This is a genomic window from Paraburkholderia sp. BR10141, assembly GCF_056155635.1.
Genome location: NZ_JBMIQH010000001.1, coordinates 268,553 through 289,956 on the forward strand (window position 1 = coordinate 268,553; position 21,404 = coordinate 289,956).

The 21,404-nt window shown below is 64.9% G+C and carries 21 protein-coding genes; 13 read left to right on the plus strand and 8 right to left on the minus strand.

All coding sequences use genetic code 11. From position 1 onward, the window contains the following. Positions 1-28: 28 nt before the first annotated feature. The 8 genes from ACOJB8_RS01295 (at position 29) to ACOJB8_RS01330 (ending at position 9,891) form a co-directional block, all read left to right on the plus strand. Complete coding sequence (locus tag ACOJB8_RS01295; protein WP_069261590.1) at positions 29-1,150, plus strand: polyamine ABC transporter substrate-binding protein; 1,122 nt, start codon at positions 29-31, stop codon at positions 1,148-1,150. 250 nt (positions 1,151-1,400) lie between these two features. After that, on the plus strand, positions 1,401-2,552 hold the full coding sequence (locus ACOJB8_RS01300) for an ABC transporter ATP-binding protein (RefSeq protein ID WP_428995941.1): 1,152 nt from the start codon (positions 1,401-1,403) through the stop codon (positions 2,550-2,552). A gap of 13 nt (positions 2,553-2,565) precedes the next feature. After that, on the plus strand, positions 2,566-3,537 hold the full coding sequence (locus ACOJB8_RS01305; protein ID WP_342946816.1) for an ABC transporter permease subunit: 972 nt from the start codon (positions 2,566-2,568) through the stop codon (positions 3,535-3,537). After that, positions 3,534-4,448, plus strand: a complete 915-nt coding sequence (locus ACOJB8_RS01310) for an ABC transporter permease subunit (protein ID WP_342946817.1) — start codon at positions 3,534-3,536, stop codon at positions 4,446-4,448. The genes ACOJB8_RS01305 and ACOJB8_RS01310 overlap by 4 nt, the downstream gene beginning before the upstream one ends. Before the next feature lie 113 nt (positions 4,449-4,561). After that, positions 4,562-6,142 carry a DUF3138 family protein gene (locus tag ACOJB8_RS01315; RefSeq protein WP_342946818.1) on the plus strand — a complete coding sequence of 527 codons (1,581 nt, stop codon included), beginning with the start codon at positions 4,562-4,564 and terminating at the stop codon, positions 6,140-6,142. A gap of 62 nt (positions 6,143-6,204) precedes the next feature. Next, entirely contained in the window at positions 6,205-7,497 is a 1,293-nt protein-coding gene (locus ACOJB8_RS01320) for an NAD(P)/FAD-dependent oxidoreductase (protein WP_342946819.1), read from the plus strand. Beyond that, entirely contained in the window at positions 7,497-8,801 is a 1,305-nt protein-coding gene (locus tag ACOJB8_RS01325) for an NAD(P)/FAD-dependent oxidoreductase (protein ID WP_342946820.1), read from the plus strand. Before ACOJB8_RS01320 ends, ACOJB8_RS01325 begins: the two co-directional genes overlap by 1 nt. A 115-nt stretch (positions 8,802-8,916) precedes the next feature. After that, a complete protein-coding gene (locus ACOJB8_RS01330; protein ID WP_069261584.1) occupies positions 8,917-9,891 on the plus strand; it encodes an aldo/keto reductase in 975 nt (324 codons plus the stop codon). On the opposite strand, the gene pdxR is transcribed toward ACOJB8_RS01330, so the two are convergent. Then, positions 9,839-11,371, minus strand: a complete 1,533-nt coding sequence (pdxR, locus tag ACOJB8_RS01335) for a MocR-like pyridoxine biosynthesis transcription factor PdxR (protein WP_342946821.1) — start codon at positions 11,369-11,371, stop codon at positions 9,839-9,841. The genes ACOJB8_RS01330 and pdxR overlap by 53 nt on opposite strands. A 108-nt stretch (positions 11,372-11,479) precedes the next feature. Here pdxR and ACOJB8_RS01340 point away from each other — a divergent pair, with 108 nt between their 5' ends. After that, entirely contained in the window at positions 11,480-11,944 is a 465-nt protein-coding gene (locus tag ACOJB8_RS01340; protein ID WP_133185717.1) for a GNAT family N-acetyltransferase, read from the plus strand. Between the two features lie 18 nt (positions 11,945-11,962). Here ACOJB8_RS01340 and ACOJB8_RS01345 read toward each other — a convergent pair whose 3' ends face one another. The 3 genes from ACOJB8_RS01345 to ACOJB8_RS01355 all read right to left on the minus strand — a co-directional run bounded on the left by ACOJB8_RS01345 (position 11,963) and on the right by ACOJB8_RS01355 (position 14,488). Further along, on the minus strand, positions 11,963-12,544 hold the full coding sequence (locus ACOJB8_RS01345) for a DUF3501 family protein (RefSeq protein WP_069261582.1): 582 nt from the start codon (positions 12,542-12,544) through the stop codon (positions 11,963-11,965). A 39-nt stretch (positions 12,545-12,583) separates the two neighbouring features. Continuing rightward, the gene (locus ACOJB8_RS01350) at positions 12,584-13,921 is read right to left on the minus strand and encodes a heterodisulfide reductase-related iron-sulfur binding cluster (RefSeq protein ID WP_342946823.1); all 1,338 of its coding nucleotides are present in this window, start codon (positions 13,919-13,921) and stop codon (positions 12,584-12,586) included. A 144-nt stretch (positions 13,922-14,065) separates the two neighbouring features. After that, positions 14,066-14,488 (minus strand): rubrerythrin family protein, encoded by a 423-nt coding sequence (locus ACOJB8_RS01355; RefSeq protein ID WP_069261580.1) that lies wholly within the window; start codon positions 14,486-14,488, stop codon positions 14,066-14,068. A 306-nt stretch (positions 14,489-14,794) separates the two neighbouring features. Between ACOJB8_RS01355 and ACOJB8_RS01360 the strand changes: the two genes are divergently transcribed. From ACOJB8_RS01360 to ACOJB8_RS01370, 3 genes are all read left to right on the plus strand, one after another. Continuing rightward, positions 14,795-15,154 (plus strand): DUF3564 domain-containing protein, encoded by a 360-nt coding sequence (locus ACOJB8_RS01360; RefSeq protein WP_042268533.1) that lies wholly within the window; start codon positions 14,795-14,797, stop codon positions 15,152-15,154. A gap of 243 nt (positions 15,155-15,397) precedes the next feature. Then, complete coding sequence (locus ACOJB8_RS01365) at positions 15,398-16,186, plus strand: DNA/RNA non-specific endonuclease (RefSeq protein ID WP_069261579.1); 789 nt, start codon at positions 15,398-15,400, stop codon at positions 16,184-16,186. Positions 16,187-16,220: 34 nt separating this feature from the next. Continuing rightward, a complete protein-coding gene (locus ACOJB8_RS01370) occupies positions 16,221-16,481 on the plus strand; it encodes a hypothetical protein (protein WP_069261578.1) in 261 nt (86 codons plus the stop codon). 24 nt (positions 16,482-16,505) lie between these two features. On the opposite strand, the gene ACOJB8_RS01375 is transcribed toward ACOJB8_RS01370, so the two are convergent. The 3 genes from ACOJB8_RS01375 to ACOJB8_RS01385 all read right to left on the minus strand — a co-directional run bounded on the left by ACOJB8_RS01375 (position 16,506) and on the right by ACOJB8_RS01385 (position 19,375). Then, positions 16,506-17,747, minus strand: coding sequence for a dienelactone hydrolase family protein (locus ACOJB8_RS01375; protein ID WP_342946824.1), 1,242 nt, complete (start codon positions 17,745-17,747; stop codon positions 16,506-16,508). Positions 17,748-17,828: 81 nt separating this feature from the next. Further along, on the minus strand, positions 17,829-18,470 hold the full coding sequence (locus tag ACOJB8_RS01380) for an HAD-IB family hydrolase (protein ID WP_342946825.1): 642 nt from the start codon (positions 18,468-18,470) through the stop codon (positions 17,829-17,831). A 176-nt stretch (positions 18,471-18,646) separates the two neighbouring features. After that, a complete protein-coding gene (locus tag ACOJB8_RS01385) occupies positions 18,647-19,375 on the minus strand; it encodes a Crp/Fnr family transcriptional regulator (protein ID WP_342946826.1) in 729 nt (242 codons plus the stop codon). Positions 19,376-19,490: 115 nt separating this feature from the next. Between ACOJB8_RS01385 and ACOJB8_RS01390 the strand changes: the two genes are divergently transcribed. Continuing rightward, positions 19,491-20,030, plus strand: a complete 540-nt coding sequence (locus tag ACOJB8_RS01390) for an Mpo1 family 2-hydroxy fatty acid dioxygenase (protein WP_069261574.1) — start codon at positions 19,491-19,493, stop codon at positions 20,028-20,030. Between the two features lie 18 nt (positions 20,031-20,048). On the opposite strand, the gene rarD is transcribed toward ACOJB8_RS01390, so the two are convergent. Then, positions 20,049-20,942, minus strand: coding sequence for an EamA family transporter RarD (gene rarD, locus ACOJB8_RS01395; protein WP_342946827.1), 894 nt, complete (start codon positions 20,940-20,942; stop codon positions 20,049-20,051). Positions 20,943-21,404 lie beyond the last annotated feature (462 nt).

Here is a 21,404-nt window from a genome sequence, read left to right on the forward strand (position 1 = left end):
CCGATCTTCATCTTCAGGGGAAAGCAACATGAGTGTTAGTCATCTTCGTCATGCGGTCGCGATCGCGGCCCTCGCAGCGTGTGCAGGCCTCACGGCCATTCCCAGCGCGCCAGCGCACGCGGCAGACGGCGATCTGAACGTCTACAACTGGTCCGACTACATTGCGAAAGACACGATCCCGAACTTCGAAAAAGAAGCGGGCATCAAGGTCAAATACGACAACTACGACAGCGACGACACGCTCCAGGCCAAGCTGCTGGCCGGCAGCTCGGGCTATGACATCGTCGTGCCCACCTCGAATTACATGGCCAAGCAGATTCAGGCGGGTGTCTACCAGAAGCTCGACAAATCGAAGATCCCCAACCTCGCGAACCTCGATCCCGTGCTCATGCACATGATCTCAGACGCGGACCCGGGCAACCAGTACGGCGTGCCCTGGGCGTTCGGCACCGATGGCATCGGCTACAACAAGCAGGCCGTGGAAAAGGCGCTCGGGCCGAACGCGCCGGTCGATAGCTGGGCGCTCGTGTTCGATCCGCAAAATCTCTCGAAGCTCAAGGGCTGCGGCGTGTCGTTCCTCGACCAGGCCGTGGACGTGTTCGCCGCGACGCTGCAATACATGCACAAGGACCCCAACAGCACGAACCCCGCGGACTATCAAGCCGCATTCGAAGTGCTGAAGAAAGTCCGCCCGTATATCACCCAGTTCAATTCGTCGGGCTATATCAACGACCTCGTGAACAACGATATCTGCGTTGCCGTGGCATGGTCGGGCGACGTCGGCATCGCGCACCGCCGCGCCGAAGAAGCCAAGCGCTCGTACGACGTCAAATTCTCGAACGTGAAGGAAGGCGGTCTGCTGTGGTTCGACGTGATGGTCATACCCAAGGACGCACCGCACCCCGAAAACGCGATGAAGTGGATCAACTACATCTCGGATCCGAAGGTCAACGCGCAGATCACCAACGAAGTGTTCTACCCGACGGCGAACAAGGCCGCACGCCAGTTCGTCACGCCGGCAGTCGCGCAGGACGCGACGGTGTACCCGTCGGAAGACGTGCTCAAGAAGATGACGCTGATGAAGCCGATGCCGGCCGACATCCTGCGCCTTGAAAACCGTCTGTGGGCCCAGTTGAAGACCGGCCACTGACGCGTTGATTCCCCCCTGAAGGAAACAAGAAGGAGACGACGCGGAAGAGGGATCGCTCGACCCCTCTCCGCCTGAAGTACGCAATTCCGAAGTCAGGCCGCGCAGCGCCGCCCCCCTGCTTTGACGACGCGCGCGAGCCTTTTCCGAGCTCCGTTCGCAGTACTAATCGCGAGTCGCGTCAGCGCCCCGTGCAGGCCGGCTCGCGCCTGAAAAACGTGTACTGCGATCAGAAAGGAACCAAGGTCAGATCATGAATTCGACGTCCAAAGTCAACGCCCCAGAAGCTTCGCGCGCCAACGCGACCCCGGCAACGAACGATGCGTTCGTGCGCATCGAAAACGTCGTCAAGAAGTTCGGCGATAGCACTGCCGTGGACAACGTGAACCTGAACATCGCCAAGAACGAGCTTTTTGCGCTGCTCGGCAGCTCGGGCTGCGGCAAGTCCACCCTGCTGCGCATGCTCGCGGGCCTCGAAACGGCCACGTCGGGCCGCATCTTCGTCGATGGCGAAGATCTCGCGTCGCTGCCGCCGTACCGCCGCCCCGTCAACATGATGTTCCAGTCGTATGCGCTCTTCCCGCACATGAGCGTGGAGTCGAACGTCGCGTTCGGCCTCAAGCAGGAAGGCGTGCCGAAGAACGAAATTCGCGAGCGCGTGGCCGACGCGCTCAACCTAGTGCAGATGGGCCGCTACGCCAAGCGCAAACCGCATCAGCTTTCGGGCGGCCAGCAGCAGCGCGTGGCGCTTGCGCGCTCGCTCGTGAAGCGCCCCAAGCTCCTGCTGCTCGACGAACCGATGTCGGCGCTCGACAAGAAGATCCGCCAGAAGACCCAGCTCGAACTCGTGAACATCATCGAGAAAGTCGATGTCACCTGTGTGATGGTCACGCACGATCAGGAAGAGGCGATGACCATGGCCAACCGCCTCGCCGTGATGAGCGAAGGCCGCATCGTCCAGATCGGCTCGCCCGGCGAAGTCTACGAATTCCCCAACAGCCGCTTCTCGGCCGAGTTCATCGGCTCGACCAACCTGTTCGAAGGCAAGGTCGTCGAGGACGAGCCCGATCACATCTTCGTGGAAAGCGAAGACCTCGAAACCCGCATGTACGTGAGCCACGGCGTGACCGGCCCGCTCGGCATGCCCGTGGGTATTTCGGTGCGGCCGGAGCGCGTGCGCGTAACGCGCGAGAAGCCCGGCACGCCGCACAACTGGGCGCGCGGCGTGGTCACGGATGTCGCCTACATGGGCAGCTATTCGCTTTATCACGTGCGTCTGCCGGGCGGCAAGGTGGTCGTCTCGAACCTCTCCAGCTCGCACCTCATGAACGATGGCGCGCCCGCCTGGAACGACGATGTCTACGTGTCCTGGTCGCCGGCCAGCGGCGTCGTGCTCACGCAGTAAGGAGACCTCCATCATGAGTACCACCATTCCCGCCACGCCCGGCTCAGGCCGCGCCGCCGCAGACGCTCGCCGTGGCGTGCTCGCGCGCTTCTTCTCGCGCTTCGTGCCCTCGGGCCGCACCGCCGTGATCGGCGTGCCGTTCATCTGGCTCACGCTGTTCTTCGCGCTGCCGTTCGTGCTCGTGCTGAAGATCAGCTTCGCCGACCAGGTGATGGCCGTACCGCCCTACTCGAATCTCGTCGAGATGAAGGACGGCGTGGTGCACTTCGCGCTGCAACTGGGCCACTACGCGTTCCTGCTGCAGGACAGCCTGTACGTCGCCACGTACATCAGCTCGCTGAAGATGGCGGCAGTCTCGACGATCTTCTGCCTGTTGATCGGCTACCCCATCGCCTACTACATCGCGCGCTCGAACCCGGCCACACGCAACCTGCTCATGATGGCCGTGATGCTGCCGTTCTGGACTTCGTTCCTGATCCGCGTGTACGCGTGGATCGGCATTCTCAAGGACGACGGCCTGCTCAACCACGCGCTCATGGCCATCGGCCTGATCCACTCTCCGCTGCGTCTCTATCACAGCGACGCGGGCGTCTACATCGGCATGGTCTATTCGTACCTGCCCTTCATGGTGATGCCACTCTACGCGCACCTCGTGAAGATGGACCTCACGCTGCTCGAAGCCGCCTACGACCTGGGCGCGAAGCCCTGGGTGGCCTTCACGCGGATCACGCTGCCGCTCTCGAAGAACGGAATCATCGCGGGCAGCCTGCTCGTGTTCATTCCCGCCGTGGGCGAGTACGTGATTCCCGAACTGCTCGGCGGCGCCGACACGCTCATGATCGGCCGCGTGATGTGGGACGAGTTCTTCAACAACATGGACTGGCCTATGGCGTCCGCCGTCACCGTCGCGATGGTGCTGCTGCTGCTCGTGCCGATGGCTCTCTTCCAGCACAACCAGGTCAAGGAACTGGAGGACCGCAAATGATCAAGCCCAATCGCGCACTCTCCGCAGGGGTGCTCACGCTCGGCATGCTGTTCCTGTATATCCCGATCGTCAGCCTCGTCGTTTATTCGTTCAATGAGTCCAAGCTTGTCACCGTCTGGTCGGGCTTCTCGCTGAAGTGGTACGCCGCCCTGCTGCAGGACGACGAACTGCTCAGCGCCGCGTGGCTGTCGCTGAAAATCGGTCTGATGACGGCGTTCGCCTCTGTCGCGATCGGCACATGGGCCGGCTACGTGCTCGCCCGCATGGGCCGCTTCAGGGGCTTCGCGTTCTTCGCGGGCATGATCAACGCGCCGCTCGTAATTCCCGAGGTCATTCAAGGCATCTCGCTGCTGCTCCTCTTCGTTGCAATGGAGCAGTTGCTCGGCTGGCCAAAGGGACGTGGCGTACTGACCATGTGGATCGGCCACGTGATGCTGTGCGTGTCGTATGTCGCGATCATCGTGCAGTCGCGCGTGAAGGAGATGAACAAGTCGCTCGAGGAAGCCGCGCTCGATCTCGGCGCCACGCCGCTCAAGGTGTTCTTCGTCATCACGCTGCCGCTCATCTCGCAGGCGCTGCTCTCGGGCTGGCTGCTCTCGTTCACGCTTTCGATCGACGACCTCGTGCTGTCCGCGTTCCTTTCCGGACCGGGCTCGACCACGCTGCCGCTCGTCGTGTTCTCGCGCGTACGTCTCGGCCTGAACCCGGAGATGAACGCGCTCGCCACGCTCTTCATCAGCGCGGTGACGATCGGCGTGATCGCCGTGAACCAGCTGATGAGCGCACGCGAGAAGAAGCGCATGCGCGACATGCAGCTCGCCTTCGTCCAGCCTGATGCCGCCGAAGCCAGCACGCCAGCCGCCGCCCCTGCCGGCGCGATGGGTGCGCCGATCGGACGGCGCGCGGCGTGACGAGCAATCCATAAGAAGCCTATGCGACCCGTGCGGGTGGCGGTGCGCGCCGCCCGCCGCGCCCCAGCCACACGCCGAAGTATCTGTATTAACGACCAACAAGGAGAATTCCAATGAAGAAGAAGTTAATCTGTCTGCTGGTGGCCGGGGCGTTGCCAGGGCTCGCTTTTGCCGACTCGACCAGCGAACAGATCAAGGCCCTGCAGGAGCAGCTCAACGCCCTGCAAAAAGAGGTCAAGTCCCTGAAGACCGAGCTGGCACAGTCGAAGAGCAGCGGCAAGCTGGTAGCCGCAGCACCGGTGACACCCGTAGCCGCAGCAGCGCCGGTCGACATCAGCTCGCCCGACTACGGCAAGGCGCAGGCGAACCTGACCAACGACCAGGTCGATGCGATGAAGCAGCAGATCGCGAACCAGCAGCTCAAGGTCGATTCGCTCACCGACGCCGCCAACACCGGTCCGCTCGCGGGCCTGTCGATCACCGGCTACATCGACCCGACGTACATTTACAACCGTGCACCGGGCACCTCGTCGTTCCTGTTCGCGAACCACACGGGTTCGTATAACTACTTCAACAGCACGTTCGGCGATGTCTATCTCGACATCAAGAAGACCTTCGGCGTGGGCCCGATGGCGCCTTCGGCCGAAATCACGCTCATGCCCAACCGCGGCAACGGCATCACGCTGCTGCAGAACGAGCACGGCGAAATTGGCAACAACATCCTGAACACGGCAGTCGTTACCGTGCCGGTGACTGCCACGGGCACGTTCGTCGCCGGTCTCATGCCGAGTTTTGGCGGCTACGAGGTGCAGCAGTCCAACCAGATGCTCACGCTCACGCATAACCTGCTCTACGACTTCTCCGATCCGGGCAGCTATGTGGGTATCGGCTGGAACTACACACCGAGCGGCAGCCAGTGGGCGTTCAAGTTCATGATCGGCAACGAGCAGTACCGCACCAATGGCGCGGTCGTGCAGACGGGCCAGAACGCGCTGGGCGACCCGATCACCACGAGCAACAGGATCCCGACGTTCACGGCGCGAGCCGACTACACGTGGTCTAGCGCACTCGACATCGGCGGCTCGTTCAACATCGGCCGCCAGACGCTGCCGAGCGCGTTCGATTCGACGACGGGTCAGGCCGTGTACGGCGTGGGTGGCCAGGCATCGAGCTCGGGCGGCTACTTCTTCTTCGGCGAAGTGGACGCAAGCTACACGCTCGCGGACATCCAGTACAACGCCGAAGTCGATTACGGCCAGCAGCAGCGCGCGGCATTCAACGGCGGCAACGCGCAGTGGTACGGCTTCTCACTGCTCGCGCACCGCAAGTTCTTCGCACCGGTGGTGGGCCGCATGGGCGTGACGGCGCGCTACGACCTGCTCGCGAACGGCAAGAACGGCGGTGGTGGCGGCGGCATCGTGCTCAACTCGAACGGCATGGATACGGCCAACGGCTTCGGCATTGGTGCGGACTGCCTGGCAAACTCGAAGGCCGGCGGCGGCTTCGGCTTCGAGTGCAAGGGTGCAACACGTCAGGACGTCGCGCTCGACCTGCTGTTCTTCCCGACGCAGCAGATCCAGGTGAAGGTGGAATATCGCCACGACTGGGCCACGCAGCGCGTGTTCCTGAACAGCGACGGCTCGTACAGCAAGAGCAACGACCTGTTGGGCGCGCAGTTCATCTACTCGTTCTGATGAAGTCGCGGCGGGCGGCGGCCTCGTGCTGTCGCCCGCTGTTTCCTGATTCGCTTTCCGCTATGCTCAAATTCGCCAATCAGCCTCATGCCCCGTCCTGGTACGCGGCCACCGCAAACGACACCACCGCGCACCCGGTGCTCGAAGAGGCGCTCGATGCCGATGTCTGCGTGGTCGGCGCCGGCCTCACAGGTGTTTCCGCCGCGCTGAATCTCGCCGAACGCGGCCACCGCGTCGCGCTCGTGGAAGCCTCGCGAGTGGGGTGGGCCGCAAGCGGGCGAAACGGCGGGCAGTTGATTGGCGGTTTTGCCTGCGATATCGACACGTTCGCGCAGTTCATGCCCGAAGCGGAGGTCCGGCAGATCTGGGACATGGGCCTGGAGACGCTCGACATCGTGAAGCGGCGCGTCAAGCAGCACAACATCGACTGCGCGCTCACGGAGGGCTATTTCACCGCCGCAAACAAGGCGCGCGACGTGGATGCGCTCAAGCGCTGGCGTGACGAGGCGGCGCAGCGCTTCGGCTACGACCGGTTCCAGTATGTAGACGGCGACGGTGTGGGACGCTACGTCGCGTCGTCGCGCTATCCGGGCGGCCTCTACGATCCCGATAGCGGGCATCTGCATCCGCTCAACTACACACTCGGGCTCGCGCGTGCGGCGATCGAAGCGGGCGTACGCGTGTACGAAAACAGCCCTGTCACGCGACTGCGCGAAGAAAACGGTGCGCATGTGGTCGAAACCGCGCGTGGCAGCGTGCGCGCGAAGTTCGTCGTGCTCGCATGCAATACGTATCTGGGCGATCTCGCTCCCGCGCTCGCGCGCAAGATCATGCCCGTGGGCACTTATGTGATCGCCACCGAAAAACTCGGCGCCGAACGCATGAATGCGCTGATGCCCGCCCAGGCTGCCGTGTGCGACAGCCGCTTCGTGCTCGACTACTTCCGTCCCGCTGCGGACACGCGCCTGCTCTGGGGCGGCAAGGTGAGCTATTCCACCTTCGCACCGCCCAATCTGGGCGAAGCCATGCGTCGCGACATGCTGAAGACGTTTCCGCAACTCGCCGACGTAAAGGTGGATTACGCGTGGGGCGGCTACGTGGACATCACAATGAACCGCGCGCCGCACTTCGGCCGCCTCTCGTCCACCGTGTACTTCGCGCAGGGCTTCTCGGGTCACGGCGTGAACGTCACGGGACTGGCAGGCACGCTGATCGCCGAGGCGATCCACGGCCAGGCCGCGCGCTTCGACCTGTTCGGCAAGATCCGTCACCGCGATTTCCCCGGCGGCGCTACACTGCGAACCCCTGCCCTCGTGCTCGCGATGGCGTGGTATCGGATGAAGGACCTGCTTTGATGACACTCGACCTCGACGCCCAGGCGGACGCCCTCGCCCGCCACTCGTACTACGAAGCCACCGCCACGCGCCCGGCCGACGACGACCCCGTGCTCGAAGGCACGCTCGACGCCGACGTCTGTGTGATCGGCGCGGGCTTCGCCGGACTCTCGGTCGCGCTGGAGTGCCGCGCACGCGGCCTTTCGGTCGTGGTGCTCGACGCCCATCGTCCCGGCTGGGGCGCCTCGGGCCGCAACGGCGGGCAGACGCTCGTGGGCTTCGCGAAAGACGAAGTGCTCGAAAAGCAGCTTGGCGCGCAAGGCATACGCGCGGCGTGGGCGCTCTCCATCGAGGGCGTGAACCTCGTGCGCGAGCGCATCGCCCGCTATGGCATCGATTGCGACTTCACGCCGGGCTATCTGACCGTTGCGACGAAAACGAAGCGCGTGCCCGATCTACGCGCATGGATGGACGCCGCTCGCACGCGCTGGGGCTACGATCGACTCGAATGGCTCGACACCGACGCCACGCGCGCACGGGTGGCGTCGCAGCGTTATATCGCGGGGGTCTACGATCCCGTCTCGGGGCATCTGCATCCACTCAAGTACTGTCTTGGCCTCGCCGACGCAGCGCGCCGCGAAGGCGCGCAACTCTTCGCGCATACGCGTGCGCTCGAAGTCGTACGCGGCGCGCGGCCCGTGGTCAGAACGACGCACGGCGAAGTACGCTGCAGCTTCGTGGTGTCGTGCTGCAACGCCGCGCCGGGCGGCGTGCTGCCCGGCAGCGTGGCCGCGCGTATCGCGCCCATCGCCTCGTACATCATCGCGACCGAGCCGCTGGGGCGCGAGCTGGCCGACTCGTTGATCGCGCAACGTTCAGCCGTATGTGATAACAACTTCTTTCTCGACTACTTCCGGGTCTCGGCGGACAACCGCATGCTGTTCGGCGGCCGCGCCGATTCGACCGGTGCCGCGCCCGAGCGCCTTACAGCGGCCATGCAAACGCGCATGAGCGATACCTTCCCGCAGCTCGCCGGTGCGCGCGTGGAATACGCATGGGGCGGCTTCGTCGATGTCACGCGCAACCGCGCGCCCGACTTCGGCGTGATCGACCCGAATTATTACTATGTGCAAGGCTTTTCGGGGCACGGCGTGGCGCTCACGGGAATGGCGGGGCGTCTCGTTGCGCAGGCCATCGTCGGCGAGCGCGCCTCGTTCGATCTGTTCGCGCAGCTGCGGCACGCGCGCTTCCCCGGCGGCCCCGCGTGGCGGCGGCCTGCGCTCGAAATCGGCATGCTCTACCACCGTGTGATGGAAATGTTCTGACGCGGCACGCCCTGCACGTTCCGCCGGCCTGTTATACCCTTGCGAAAGTCCGCCGCGCTCGCGCGGCGCACGCACTTCCTCTGCTTGAAACGCCTATTCGCAAGGAGCACCAGCAATGGATTACGTCAGGTTCGGCTCGACAGGGCTGCAGGTTTCGCGTCTTTGTCTCGGTTGCATGACCTACGGCGTGGCCGAACGCGGCGCGCACCCGTGGACGCTCGGCGAGGACGCCAGCCGCCCGCTCATCCGCCAGGCGCTCGACGCCGGCATCAACTTCTTCGACACCGCGAACACCTATTCGGACGGCACCTCGGAGGAGATCGTCGGGCGCGCGCTGCGCGACTTCGTCAAGCGCGACGACATCGTGCTCGCCACGAAGGTGTACAACCGCATGCGGCCCGGCCCGAACGGCCAGGGCCTGTCGCGCAAGGCCATCCTCACGGAAATCGACCATAGCCTCAAGCGCCTCGGCACCGATTACGTCGATCTCTACCAGATCCATCGCTGGGACTACAACACGCCCATCGAAGAAACGCTCGAAGCGCTGCACGATGTCGTGAAGGCCGGCAAGGCGCGCTATATCGGCGCTTCTTCCATGCACGCGTGGCAGTTCAGCAAGGCGCTCTACACCTCGCGCCTGAACGGCTGGACCGAATTCATCAGCATGCAGGACCACGTGAACCTGCTGTATCGCGAGGAAGAGCGTGAAATGCTGCCGCTGTGCGCCGACCAGGGCATTGCCGTCATGCCATGGAGCCCGCTCGCGCGCGGCCGCCTCACGCGCGACTGGAACGAGACGAGCGAGCGCGAGGCCACCGACAAGTTCGGCAAGACGCTCTATGGCGCCGATGCGGACAAGGCTATCATCGATGCGGTCGCCACCATCGCGCGGGCTCACGACGTCCCGCGTGCGCAGGTCGCGCTCGCGTGGCTGCTGCACAAGCCCGCCATCACGTCGCCGATCATCGGCGCGTCGAAGCCACAGCACATCGAAGACGCTGTGGCGGCGCTTTCGCTCAAGCTCTCGGACGAAGAGATCAAGACACTCGAAGCGCCGTATCTGCCGCATGTGATTGCGGGCCACCAATAAGCGATGGAGCCGCTGGCAGACGTTCGCGCACGATGCGCGCGAGCGTCTGCATGAGCGCGTCGGCGACCTCCGGCGGCGTTTCCGCATAGCCGAGCAGGAAGCCGTTGTAGCGCGCGGCGTCCGGTGCATCGACGCAATACGCGCTCAGCGGCGAAAGATGCAGGCCGTGTGCGCGCGCGGCTTCGCTCACATCGGCGTCGGCGAGCGGCGCGTCGAGGCGTACGCTCAAATGCATGCCGCCCGCGTCCGCCGACACCGTCATCACGCCGGCCAGATGTTTGTCGATGGCGGCGACCAGACCGTCGCGGCGCTCCTCGTAGAGCTTGCGCATGCGCCGCAAATGGCGCGCGTAACGCCCGCTTTCGATGAATTCCGCGAGCGCCAGTTGTTCCGCCACGCGCCCCTGGCGCACGAGTGTGTGGTGCGCCTGCGCGAACTGCGCGGCCACACGCCGCGGCACGATCATGAAGCCGATGCGCAGCGCCGGAAACAGCGTCTTGCTGAAGGTGCCGAGATAGATTACGGGCGCGTCGTCGGCGAGGCCCTGGATCGACGGCAGCGGCGGCCCGTCGTGGCGCAGCTCGCTGTCATAGTCGTCCTCGACGATCCACGCGCCGCACGCGCGCGCCTGCTCGATCAGCGCGAGCCGCCGCTCGAGGCTCAGCACGCAGCCCAGCGGATACTGGTGCGACGGCGTGAGATAGACGAGTCGCGGCGGCCTCTCGCGCCAGTCCTCGGGGCGCGTCGACATGCCCGCCGCATCCACACTCATCGGCACGAGTTGCAGCCCCGCGGCCGTGAACGCCACGCGCGCGCCGAGGTAGCCCGGATTTTCGATCCACGCGCGTTCGCCCTCGTCCGCGAAGAGACGCGCGCACAGGTCGAGGCTCGACTGCGTGCCGTCCGTGACGAACACCTGGTCGGGCTGGCAGCGCACGCCGCGCGACACGCGTACGTATTGCGCGATTGCCTGACGCAGTGCGGGCATGCCCGCGCTGTCGCCATAGCCGAGATCGTGCGCGCGCAACTCGCGCAGCGCGCGTTCGACCGCCGTGCGCCATTGCGCGTAAGGAAACGCGTCGAGCGCGGGCACGCCTGGGCGCAGCGCCTTCGAACCGTCGCGGCCCGCGCGGCGCGGCGGCAGTTCGCGCACGCGGCGCGCAAGCGCAGGCACGGGTTCTTCGCGCTGCGTGGTCTGGGCCGGGGTTGCGACTGCACCGGCGCTGACCGCGTTGACGACCGAACCGTGGCGCGTCGCGCTGACGAAGCCCTCTTCCACGAGCCGCTCATACGCATAGAGCACCGAGTTGCGCGCGATGCCTAGCTGCTCCGCGAGCGCGCGGCTCGACGCGAGGCGCGTGCCGCGGCCAATATCGCCGTCGAGGATCGCGCGGCGCAGGCTCTCGTAAAGCAGGTCCTGCTGCGTGAGCTTGCGCACGGCGCGCTTCGCATAGGCCGTCATCATCAACGCGTAGTCCAAACCCGTGGCTCCACTGTTTTTAGTTTCGGTGGGACTAACAATGGTGCCACAAGTCGCTTACGCTTGGGAGTCCGGGAAAGCCTGTGAACAAGGAGAAGGAGACAACACATGACCGACACGACGCTTGTGGTCCGCGCCGTCGCACCCGACGATTTCGCTGCATGGCTGCCGCTCTGGGACGGCTACAACCGCTTTTACGGCCGCTTCGACGCCACCGCGCTGCCGGAGCACATCACACGCACGACCTGGTCGCGCTTCTTCGACGGCTACGAGCCCATGCACGCGTTCATCGCCGTGCGCGGCGAACGCGTGCTCGGCCTCGTGCACTTCATCTATCACCGCAACACGATTCTGGAAGGGCCGATCTGCTATTTGCAGGATCTCTTCACCGTGGAAGACGCCCGCGGCCAGGGCGTGGGCCGCGCGCTGATCGAGGCCGTGTATGCGCACGCGAAGGCGTCGAATTCGTCGCGCGTGTACTGGCACACGCACGAGACGAATCACACGGCCATGCGGCTTTACGACGACGTGGCCGTGAAGCCTGGCTTCGTCATGTACCGCAAGGATGTTTGATGGGGCGTCTGAAGTGCCTCAGGCGAGATCCTTGAGCAACGAGGCACGCACCTCGCCGTCGATGGTCTGGGTCGGCACGCGGTAATTCGGATGATCGCAGCCTATCGTGAGCGCGGCGCCTTCGCGCAAGCGCGTTTTCATCTGCGGCGTGAGTTCGAAGCGAACGAAATGCACCGCCGAAGTCTTTTCGGCGTTCTCGCGTTCGAGGTCCTCGTCGGCAATCGCGTAGACGGGCGGCTCGCCATCCACCTGGACGAACACCTTGTCTTCGATGCCGATCAGCCGCGCCAGCGCCGCGCGCCGCTCGACTTCACTCTCGTATTCGAGCTGCATGGTCGCCTTCAGGTTGCCGCCGTCGGGCACGAGCGGCAGATAGGCTGCGAGTTCGCCCTGAATGCCGTCTTCGTCGAAGATCTTTTCGATGTGCAGCATCTCCTGAATCTGGTAGCGGATCGTCGTCTCGTCCTCGAACAGGAACGTGAGGTGATTGCCGAGCGATACCACGCGCTGCTTTTTGTGCTCGATGATGCGTTTGCGCATGTCGCCCCGCACCCTGGCGTAGGCTTCCAGCGTCAACAGCGAATTTCTCGCGATCGTCATGAGTCGTGCCTCGTGAATGTTGCGGGTTGGCGTCGGGGCCTAGATGCCGTAGGCGCGGCGCAGCAAGGTAATGGGGTGAGCGAGCGGCGGCTCGCCTAGCTGGTTCTCTTCGATGCCCTGCGCAATGTGATGCCCCGCAAGCTGGCAATCGGACGAGATGAAATTCGGTTCGGCCTGCCCCATCTGCTTGAACACGGGCGTGCCGATCTTCATCGACATGGCGTGGAATTCCTTCTTCACGCCGAACGTGCCCGCGTGGCCCGAACAGCGCTCGACTACGGTCACTTTTGTTTCGGGCACGAGCGAAAGCAGATCGAACGTCTTGCGGCCGATGTTCTGCACGCGCGCATGACACGGCACGTGATACGACACGTTGCCAAGCGGCGTACGGAAATCGGTCTTGAGCAGGCCGTCGCGATGACGCGCCACGAGATACTCGAACGGGTCCCAGAACGCGTCGCTCACGGCTTTCGTGTTGGCATCGTCGGGAAACATCAGCGGCAGCTCATGCTTGTACATGAGGACGCAACTCGGCACCGCGCCGATCAGCGCATAACCTTCGCGCGCGTAACGCGCGAGCATCGGCATGTTCTGCGCCTGCTTGTGCGCCACGCCCTCCAGATTGCCCTGCTCCAGCAGCGGCATGCCGCAGCACCATTCGCTCTTCACTAGCTCGTAGGGAATCTCGTTGTGGTCGAGCACCGCGAGCAGATCGTGGCCGATGCCGGGCTCGTTGAAGTTCACGTAACACGTCGCGTAAATGGCGACCTTGCCCGGCGTGCGCTCGCCGTCGCGCACGTCGCTCGAGCCCGCGCGTTTAGCAACGTTACGAAACTTGTGTGTAGCGAAATCGGGCAGCCACGCCTTGCGATCGACGCCCAGCATCTCTTCCATCGCGCCGCGCATCGCCTTCGTGTGATTGATCGCGTTGACCGTTTGCGTCACGACGGGAATGCCGGCGATCTGGCCGAGCGCGTCGGTATTCGAGAGCACGCGGTCGCGCAGCTTCACTTCGCCCTTGCGGTAATGAACGGCCTTGGCACGCAGCATCAGATGCGGAAAGTCCACATTCCACGGATGCGGCGGCACGTAGGGGCACTTCGTCATGTAGCAGAGATCGCACAGGTAACACTGGTCGACGACCTTGTCGAACGACGCCTTGTCGACGTCGTGCGCTTCGCCGCTATCGGTTTCATCGACGAGATCGAACAGCGTGGGAAACGCGCCGCATAGCGACACACAGCGCCGGCAGCCCGCACAGATATCGAACACGCGCGCGAGTTCCGTATCGAGCTGGCCCTGGTCGTAAAAAGCGTCGGAGCGCCAGTCGAGCGGATGGCGGGTTGGCGCTTCGAGACTGCCTTCCTTGTGGGGCATGACGTCTCCTTCTTTTATTTATCAGCCCAATACACGGCTAGGTGGGCGCGCGCGAACGCGCGCCGGTGCTTGCCCGGCACGCGAAACAAAAGCGCGCGCGTCATGGGCGCGTGCGGTCAGGCACGCGGCGATGCCCAATGCGCCTCAGTCCGCCAGCACGTCCAGCGCCTTCGTATAGCGGTTGGCGTGGCTGCGCTCCGCCTTGGCCAGTGTCTCGAACCAGTTCGCGATTTCGTCGAAGCCTTCGTCGCGCGCGACCTTGGCCATGCCGGGGTACATGTCGGTGTATTCGTGCGTTTCGCCCGCAATGGCCGCCTGCAGATTCAGACGCGAGGTGCCGAACGGCAGCCCGGTGGCCGGGTCGCCTACCGCTTCCAGATATTCGAGGTGGCCGTGCGCGTGGCCGGTTTCGCCTTCAGCGGTCGAGCGAAACAGCGCCGCGACATCGTTTTGTCCTTCTACGTCGGCCTTGGCTGCGAAATACAGATAACGGCGGTTGGCCTGTGATTCGCCGGCAAATGCATCCTTGAGGTTCTGTTCCGTCTTCGAGCCCTTTAGCTGTGCCATCTGTGCCTCCATCGTTCGACCTGAAATGTGGGGACGCGACGCCATTCGCCTCGTGCAATGCAGCATGCGTGGGCGACTTCGCCGCACTATTAATCTAGGTTGTGGCGTTTGCGTTCCCAATTGTGAATTTCAATCCCAGCGATAGCGTAGCGGGGTTTACGCGAGCCGAAATGCGCGGAAAGGGGGCGGGTTCAGGCACGCGCCATGCGCGCGACGAACTGTCCTGCACTCTTCACTTTGCGCGCGCGCGGAGTCGTCCTAGACTTGGAAATTGCCGACGCGCCCGATCAATTTTGCGGAGATGCCATGCGACTTACAATCTTGATCAACGGTTCCGATCCGACCGTCAATCACGACTATGCAGTGCTCTGGCTCGATACCGACCAGCAACGCTGGTCCCGCGAGTCTCACGAAGGGATCGACCTGCCAGAATGGGGTGAATTGCGCGACGTGAATGGTGTCACGTCGCTGTGCGCACCGCTCGAAAACGAGCCGCTGTGCACGTTACGCGGCCTGCATGTAAACCGCCGCCAGGAAATCAGTTCAGCACACGGCGACGCGACATGGTCGTGCGAAACCTCGCACTCGCCGATGGAGGGCCAATGGCGACTCCAGGCTGTGGACCGCCAGATGGTCCGCGCCGAGCATTCGCTTTTTGCAGGCTGAGTCGTTGTTGATGATCTGACCGATTGAATGCAGGCGGCATCATTTGCCGCCTCGCTCCTCGCGCAGCAACGCAACGCTGCCGCGCTCATTGCAGCTGTTTGTGCGTCACCTCTCGCTTGCGCCCGCCCTTGAGCGGGCGCGCGTTTTTTTGCGCCTCCATTTTTTCTCCCGCCTCCACGCGCGTCATGCGCCCGCTATACTTTCAGCCCGCTTGATCCTACCCCAGTCCAGCCTGTCCTTTCGATGAAGAAGCTGTTTGCCTCGCTTGTTGCCTCCCTGCTGCTCGCCGCCGCGAGTCATGCAATCGCCGCACCGGCCTGTTCGCAATTCGTGCCCGACGGCCAGTTCCCAACGCTCACGAATCAGCGCATGGCGCCGAAAACGCGCATGCTCTGCTATTCGGATTTTGCCGTGCTGCATTCGGGCGTCACGCACGGGCCGTTGTGGTCCGCCGAGCATCTCACGCGCGACCACCTCGAAGCCGCGAAGGACATGACGCGCACGAACCGCTTCTTCGAGGACGACCGCCTGCCCGAAGGCGAAGGCGCGACGCTCGCCGACTACAAGCGCAGCGGCTTCGACCGCGGCCACATGAGCCCCGCAGGCAACCGCTGGAATGCACAGGCGATGGCGGAATCGTTTTCACTCGCCAATATCGTTCCGCAGAATCGCGACAACAACCAGCGCCTTTGGGCCCATATCGAAAGCGCCGTGCGCAAGCTCGCGTCGAAGTATGGTGAAGCCTATGTCGTGACCGGTCCGCTGTTCACGGGCGCACAGCTCCAGACGATCGGCGCGACGCGCGTGCTCGTGCCGACGCAGATCTTCAAGGTCGTGTACGTGCCTTCGCAGCAGCTCGCGTTCGCGATCGTCGCGGACAATACGGCTGTCGATCGTTACGACGTGCGCTCGGTGCGCGATCTCGAAGCGCAGAGCGGCATTTCATTCCCCGGAATTCCGGCGAATGTCGCGGCGAAGGAAAAAGTTTCGTTCAATGGCCGCGGCTTCGCCGTGAGCAAATGGGGCTGGTAAGCGCGCCCCCGTTACGCATAAGGAGGATCACAAAGTGTTCGACGCATACGCAAACGACAACGACGTGCTCAACGTGCAAGGCGACGCGCTCACGCTCACGAACGGCACGACGCGCGTGACACTCGCCGGCACGCTGGAACTCACGCGCGACAAGCGCGGGCTCGCCGCTGCGCTGGCGCTGAAGGCGGCGCTCGACGACGTCGTGAAGACACTGCAGGCCGATCCACACCTGCCCGCGAAGGTCGCCGACGAGCCGGACCGGAAGCCCGGGGTCGTCGACAATCCGTTCAACTGATCAGGCCCACGCGAAGCGCACGCTTTAGAACGGCTTGCCTTCGCTCTCGCTCCAGGCGCGCGCCATGAGCGTGTTCGAGGGCAGCGTTTCGTCGAGCAGCTTCTTCGCGCTCTGTGCCCCCGCGATCGGCAGGCCGGTGGGATCGATCGCGCCGATCTGCGCGAGCACCGACGCCTGATCCCAGTAGATGTGCTCGTTATAGAGCTTGTTGCCGCGAAAGCAGATCACGGCGAGCATCGGCACCTCGAAGTACTTGCCCGTGGGCGCGAGGCCCGGCAGCAGCCAGTCGATCTCGCGGTCGTGGGTGCAGCAGAAGATGAACTCGTCCACCACGCGGTCCGAGCCGATCGTGCGCGAGATCGGGATCAGGCGCGTGTCCTCGGGGTTCGAATGCACGAAATGGTGCGTGTAGAAGCGCTTGAGCTCGTCGTGGCCCACGCCGCCCGTCATCGTCGGAATGTGGTTGACGTAGGGCTGCGCGACCATGGTCGGCATCACGTCGCTCGGGTTGCGCGCGACGAACTCGTGGTAGCAGTGCTCTTCCCACAGCGCGTTGAAGTCGTAGATCGGACCGAGCACCCGGCGCAGCATGGCGAGCGTGCGCGAGTAGGCCATCATCGTGGCGGGCTTGTCGTACGTCGAGCGCGAAGACGAAGCGAACGCGTGATCGCAGCCAGGGTACGTATACAGCTCGACGCCAGGCTTGCCCGCCAGCGCCTGCGCGATGCGCTCGCGCGTGGCGGCGTCGCAGTGCGCGTCGTCGGCGCCGAAGTGCAGCATCAGCGGACACGTGATGCGCGAGGCTTCGTCCAGATCGTTTTCGAGGCCCACGGCGTAATAGCCGATCGCGCAATCGACATCGGTGCGCGTCGCGCTCAGGTACGCGAGCTTGCCGCCCAGGCAGAAACCCACCACGCCGACTTTGCCGCGATGTTGCGGGTGCGCGCGCAGCGCGGCGAGCGTTTGCGCCACGTCCTGCATCGCGAGGTCGACGTCGAAGCGCTCGTAGAGCGAGAACGCCTTCTGCGCGTCGGCGCCTTCGTAGCCAAGATCGACGTTCGGCTCCAGACGCCAGAACAGGTCCGGCACCATCACGACGTAGCCTTCCTCGGCATAGCGGTCGGCGAGCGCGCGCATGTAGCCGTTCACGCCGAAGATCTCCTGCAGCAGCACGAGGCCGGGGCCGCTGCCCTCGGGCGGCAGCGCCGTGTAGGCGCGGAATTCGCCGCCATCGTGCGACTTCACCTGGGTCCATTGTCCCTTCATCGGGGCTGTCTCCTCTCTTCGGTCTGGTTTAGCTGCCGTAGATTAGCGTCGATCGCGCGCCGCTGCAGCGCGTCGCACCATTCACGCCGCGCCGAAGCCGCCCGCCGCCGCGAGCGGCGGCAGCGCCGACTCGCCGCGTATCCACGCGTACTGCGCCAGCTCGGCCATTTCCTTGTCGCCGCGGCTGTCGCCATAAGCGTAGAGCGTGGCGGGCGCGTTCGTCCCCCACCACGCGCGCAGCCGCGCGACCTTCTCCGGCCCCCAGCAGTTGTTGCCCGCCAGATGGCCCGTGTATATGCCATCGCGCCATTCGAGTTCGCTCGAAAGCACGGTGCCGATGCCGACCGTCGTGGCCCACATGCGCAGATAGATCGACGGCGACGCGCTCACGAGCACGACCTCATGGCCGAGCGCCTGGTGCTCGGCCACGCGCGCGAGCATCTCGCGGCGCAGCAGCGCGGGGAGACGGCGCTCGACGAAGCGCTGCGCGGCGGCTTCGAGCACCTCGCGCCGCACGGCTCCCATCGCGGCGTACAGGAAGCGCGCCTTGGTCGGCCCGCGCGGCGACCAGCCTAGCGGGACGCCGATGAGCGAGGGCAGGCAGCGCAGCGCAGCGGCGGCGAAGCGGGCGGGGCCGGCGGCGTCGAGCATGAACGCGCGAAAGCTGTCGGACGTGGTGATGGTGCCATCAAAGTCGAATGCGGCGACGACGCGGTCGTTCATGAAACGGTAGGGGCCTGGCGTGGAAGGGAAAGGCGACGCGGCTGGGCGCGCCGAACGGGCGTCATTGTCGGCGCAAACGCGATGCAGCTGCAACGCAGCCCAAGCGCGCCCGAGATGTTGATGCAATTCGTCAACATGTATCGATATGGACGCGCATCGATGCCGATGCATTAGCGTCATTGCGCGTTAGACGCCAGACCCGCGGCATCGACGATCTCGATTTCGCCGTAGCGCAATGCGAGCAACCCTTCGCGCTCGAACTGGCGCAGGATCTGGTTCACCGTTTGCCGCGAGAGTGCGAGCATCAGCGCGAGATCCTCCTGCGGCACGTTGATCACACGGCGCGCGCGCTGGCCGCCTTGCGTGCCTGCCGCCTCGCCGTACTCGTTCGAGAGCAGCAGCAACCGGCGCGCCACGCGCGCGGAAGCACCCAGCAGCGCGGTCTCCTCGATCGCGTCGAACGCGAGTCGCAGCTTTTGCGCGAGCAGCAGACCAAACGCATGCCAGTACGCTGGCGTTGCGTCGAGCAGCGCCACCAGCGCCGCGCGCGGCACGTGAAAGAGCGTGGAGTCGCGCTCGGCGTAGGCGTCGTGCGTACGTGCGCCGCCGTCGAAAAGCGCGATCTCGCCGAACCAGTGCGCCGGCCCGACCACGGCGAGCAGCGCCTCGCGGCCCGCGACGCTCGCCGCCCCCACGCGCACCGCGCCTTCCAGCACGCAGTAGAGACCGTCGTCGGCGTCGCCGCGCATGAAAAGGCGCTCGCCTGCCTGCAGCGTGCGCACGCGCCCCGCCGCGCGCAGCGCGTCGCGCAACGGTGCGGGCGCGCCGCGAAACCATGCGCTGCGCTCGAGCGCGGCGGCGGACGGCGAACCGGCGGTGACGGGCGGGACGGAACGTGAGGGCATCGGGACAGGGCAAGCCGGGCGAGGCGAGTCACAAAGCGGCGCAATTGTCGGCTAGCCGAAGGTTTGCGCTCGTCAGCCCGACGATCATAATGATTTTGGAGACAGAGAGACACCCATGAGAAACCTGACCGGGCAGCTCACCCAGTACGCGGCCTATCACCGCGACGTGCGCAACATCGGCACCCATTTCGTCGGCATTCCGCTCATCGTGCTCGCGCTTGCGGTGCTGCTGTCGCGTCCGGTGATCGCACTCGGGATGCCGGTTCCGGTCTCGCCGGCGTGGCTCCTGTTCGGCGCCGCGACGATCTACTACCTCGTACTGGACGTGCCGCTCGGCCTCATGATGGCGGTCGTTTCCGTCGCGTGCGTGGCCTTCGGCGCCTGGCTCGCGCAGCAAGGCACCGCCGCGTGGCTGGGCGGCGGCGTGGGGCTGTTCGTGGTCGGCTGGATCTTCCAGTTCGTCGGTCACATCGCGTGGGAGCATCGCAAGCCGGCCTTCGTCGACGATCTCATCGGCCTCATGATCGGCCCGCTCTTCGTGCTCGCCGAAGCGCTGTTCAGCATCGGCTGGCGCCCTGAGCTGCGCGCGGCGATCGAGGCGAAGGTGGGCCCTACGCGTATCAATCCGCCGCGCGCCCAGGCAGCGCGGCAGTAAGCGGCCGTTGCAAGGTCCTCAGCGCTCGAACCGGATGAGCCGTGCCGCGTGCACCGCCGTGAGCGCGACGGCGAGCCAGATCGGCACGTAAGTTCCGAGTTCGCGCATGCCGAGGTGCTCCCCCAGCAGCGTGACCGAAACGATCACGAGCAGCACCGGCTCGACATAGCCGAGGATGCCGAACAGCGCCATCGGCAGCAGCCGGCTCGCCTTCAGGTACGACGCGAGCGCAACGGTGCTGAGCACGCCGAGCCCCGGCAGCAGCACGAAAGCGAGGAACTTGTGCGCGTCGAGCAGCGCGAGCGAGCCGCCCGCACGCACTTCGATCACCGCCACCGGCACGAGCAGCAGCATCTCTACGGCGAAGGTGACGAGTGAATCCGCGTGGATCTTGCGGCGCAGCACGAAATACGGCGGATAGCCGAACGCGACGAGCAGCGTGGGCCACGAGAACGCGTGCGTCGCCCACAGCTCGTGCGCCACGCCCACGGCGGCACACGCCACGGCGAGCCATTGCAGCGGCTCGAGGCGCTCGTGATAGTAAAAACGTCCCACCAGCACCATGATGAGCGGCAGCAGGAAATAGCCGAGCGACACTTCCAGCATGCGCCCGTGCAGCGGCGCCCACAGAAACACCCATAGCTGCGAGCCCAGCAGCGCGGCGCTCGCCACCAGGGCGAGCGCGGTGCGCGGCTCCTTCATCATGCGCGCGACGAGCGCGCGCAATTGCGGCGCGCGCTTGCGCAGCACCAGCAGGGCCAGCGCACCGGGCGCGGTCCAGATCACGCGCCACGCAAAAATGTCGAGGCCGCCGAGCGGCGCGAGCAGGAGCGTATAGGCCGACATCAGCGCGAACAGCGCCGAAGCGCCCACGGAAAGCGCAATGCCGCGCCCGGGTTCGTACTGGTTCATCGGGGCACGTGGTGACAGAAAGCGCTAACTGCGGGATCGCAAACGGCGCGGTGCGTAGTTTTCGCACGCGCGGGTAAAAACGTTGTCATTTGAATTGGCTATTGAATAAGGCGTGGGCGCGCGTTGGCGTCGGCGAGACCGCATTCTAGTCGCGTTTGGGCGGCGGCAGGCGGCGCAAACCCGCGCCGGCCAAGGCGGGCACACGCCGTGCGCGCTTTGCGCCCTGGTGCAGGGCGAGCAATTTTGTCCGGCAGATCACGCCGCGATGGACTAGAACGTAAGTCTCGCCACGCCAGCCCGCCGTCGCCTTAACCGGCTGCAATCCGCGGCTGGAACTCGCGGCTGGAATTCGCTTCGACGAGCGAGATTTCACCGGGGCCGCTGGAGCCGCAGCCCGGCTTATCCCGGAGCGCCACGCCAGCGCCCGCCGCCGTGATTCACGACGCCGTCCCCAACGTCCAA

Bases quoted from the DNA above. Each gene is read 5' to 3' on its own strand.
- rarD (WP_342946827.1), bottom strand. From the start codon at position 20,942: ATGAACCAGTACGAACCCGGGCGCGGCATTGCGCTTTCCGTGGGCGCT.
- ACOJB8_RS01360 (WP_042268533.1), top strand. From the start codon at position 14,795: ATGCGACTTACAATCTTGATCAACGGTTCCGATCCGACCGTCAATCAC.
- ACOJB8_RS01340 (WP_133185717.1), top strand. From the start codon at position 11,480: ATGACCGACACGACGCTTGTGGTCCGCGCCGTCGCACCCGACGATTTC.
- ACOJB8_RS01350 (WP_342946823.1), bottom strand. From the start codon at position 13,921: ATGCCCCACAAGGAAGGCAGTCTCGAAGCGCCAACCCGCCATCCGCTC.
- ACOJB8_RS01365 (WP_069261579.1), top strand. From the start codon at position 15,398: ATGAAGAAGCTGTTTGCCTCGCTTGTTGCCTCCCTGCTGCTCGCCGCC.
- ACOJB8_RS01390 (WP_069261574.1), top strand. From the start codon at position 19,491: ATGAGAAACCTGACCGGGCAGCTCACCCAGTACGCGGCCTATCACCGC.
- ACOJB8_RS01325 (WP_342946820.1), top strand. From the start codon at position 7,497: ATGACACTCGACCTCGACGCCCAGGCGGACGCCCTCGCCCGCCACTCG.
- ACOJB8_RS01385 (WP_342946826.1), bottom strand. From the start codon at position 19,375: ATGCCCTCACGTTCCGTCCCGCCCGTCACCGCCGGTTCGCCGTCCGCC.
- ACOJB8_RS01330 (WP_069261584.1), top strand. From the start codon at position 8,917: ATGGATTACGTCAGGTTCGGCTCGACAGGGCTGCAGGTTTCGCGTCTT.
- ACOJB8_RS01345 (WP_069261582.1), bottom strand. From the start codon at position 12,544: ATGACGATCGCGAGAAATTCGCTGTTGACGCTGGAAGCCTACGCCAGG.
- ACOJB8_RS01320 (WP_342946819.1), top strand. From the start codon at position 6,205: ATGCTCAAATTCGCCAATCAGCCTCATGCCCCGTCCTGGTACGCGGCC.
- ACOJB8_RS01310 (WP_342946817.1), top strand. From the start codon at position 3,534: ATGATCAAGCCCAATCGCGCACTCTCCGCAGGGGTGCTCACGCTCGGC.
- ACOJB8_RS01305 (WP_342946816.1), top strand. From the start codon at position 2,566: ATGAGTACCACCATTCCCGCCACGCCCGGCTCAGGCCGCGCCGCCGCA.
- ACOJB8_RS01380 (WP_342946825.1), bottom strand. From the start codon at position 18,470: ATGAACGACCGCGTCGTCGCCGCATTCGACTTTGATGGCACCATCACC.
- ACOJB8_RS01355 (WP_069261580.1), bottom strand. From the start codon at position 14,488: ATGGCACAGCTAAAGGGCTCGAAGACGGAACAGAACCTCAAGGATGCA.
- ACOJB8_RS01315 (WP_342946818.1), top strand. From the start codon at position 4,562: ATGAAGAAGAAGTTAATCTGTCTGCTGGTGGCCGGGGCGTTGCCAGGG.
- ACOJB8_RS01375 (WP_342946824.1), bottom strand. From the start codon at position 17,747: ATGAAGGGACAATGGACCCAGGTGAAGTCGCACGATGGCGGCGAATTC.
- ACOJB8_RS01295 (WP_069261590.1), top strand. From the start codon at position 29: ATGAGTGTTAGTCATCTTCGTCATGCGGTCGCGATCGCGGCCCTCGCA.
- ACOJB8_RS01300 (WP_428995941.1), top strand. From the start codon at position 1,401: ATGAATTCGACGTCCAAAGTCAACGCCCCAGAAGCTTCGCGCGCCAAC.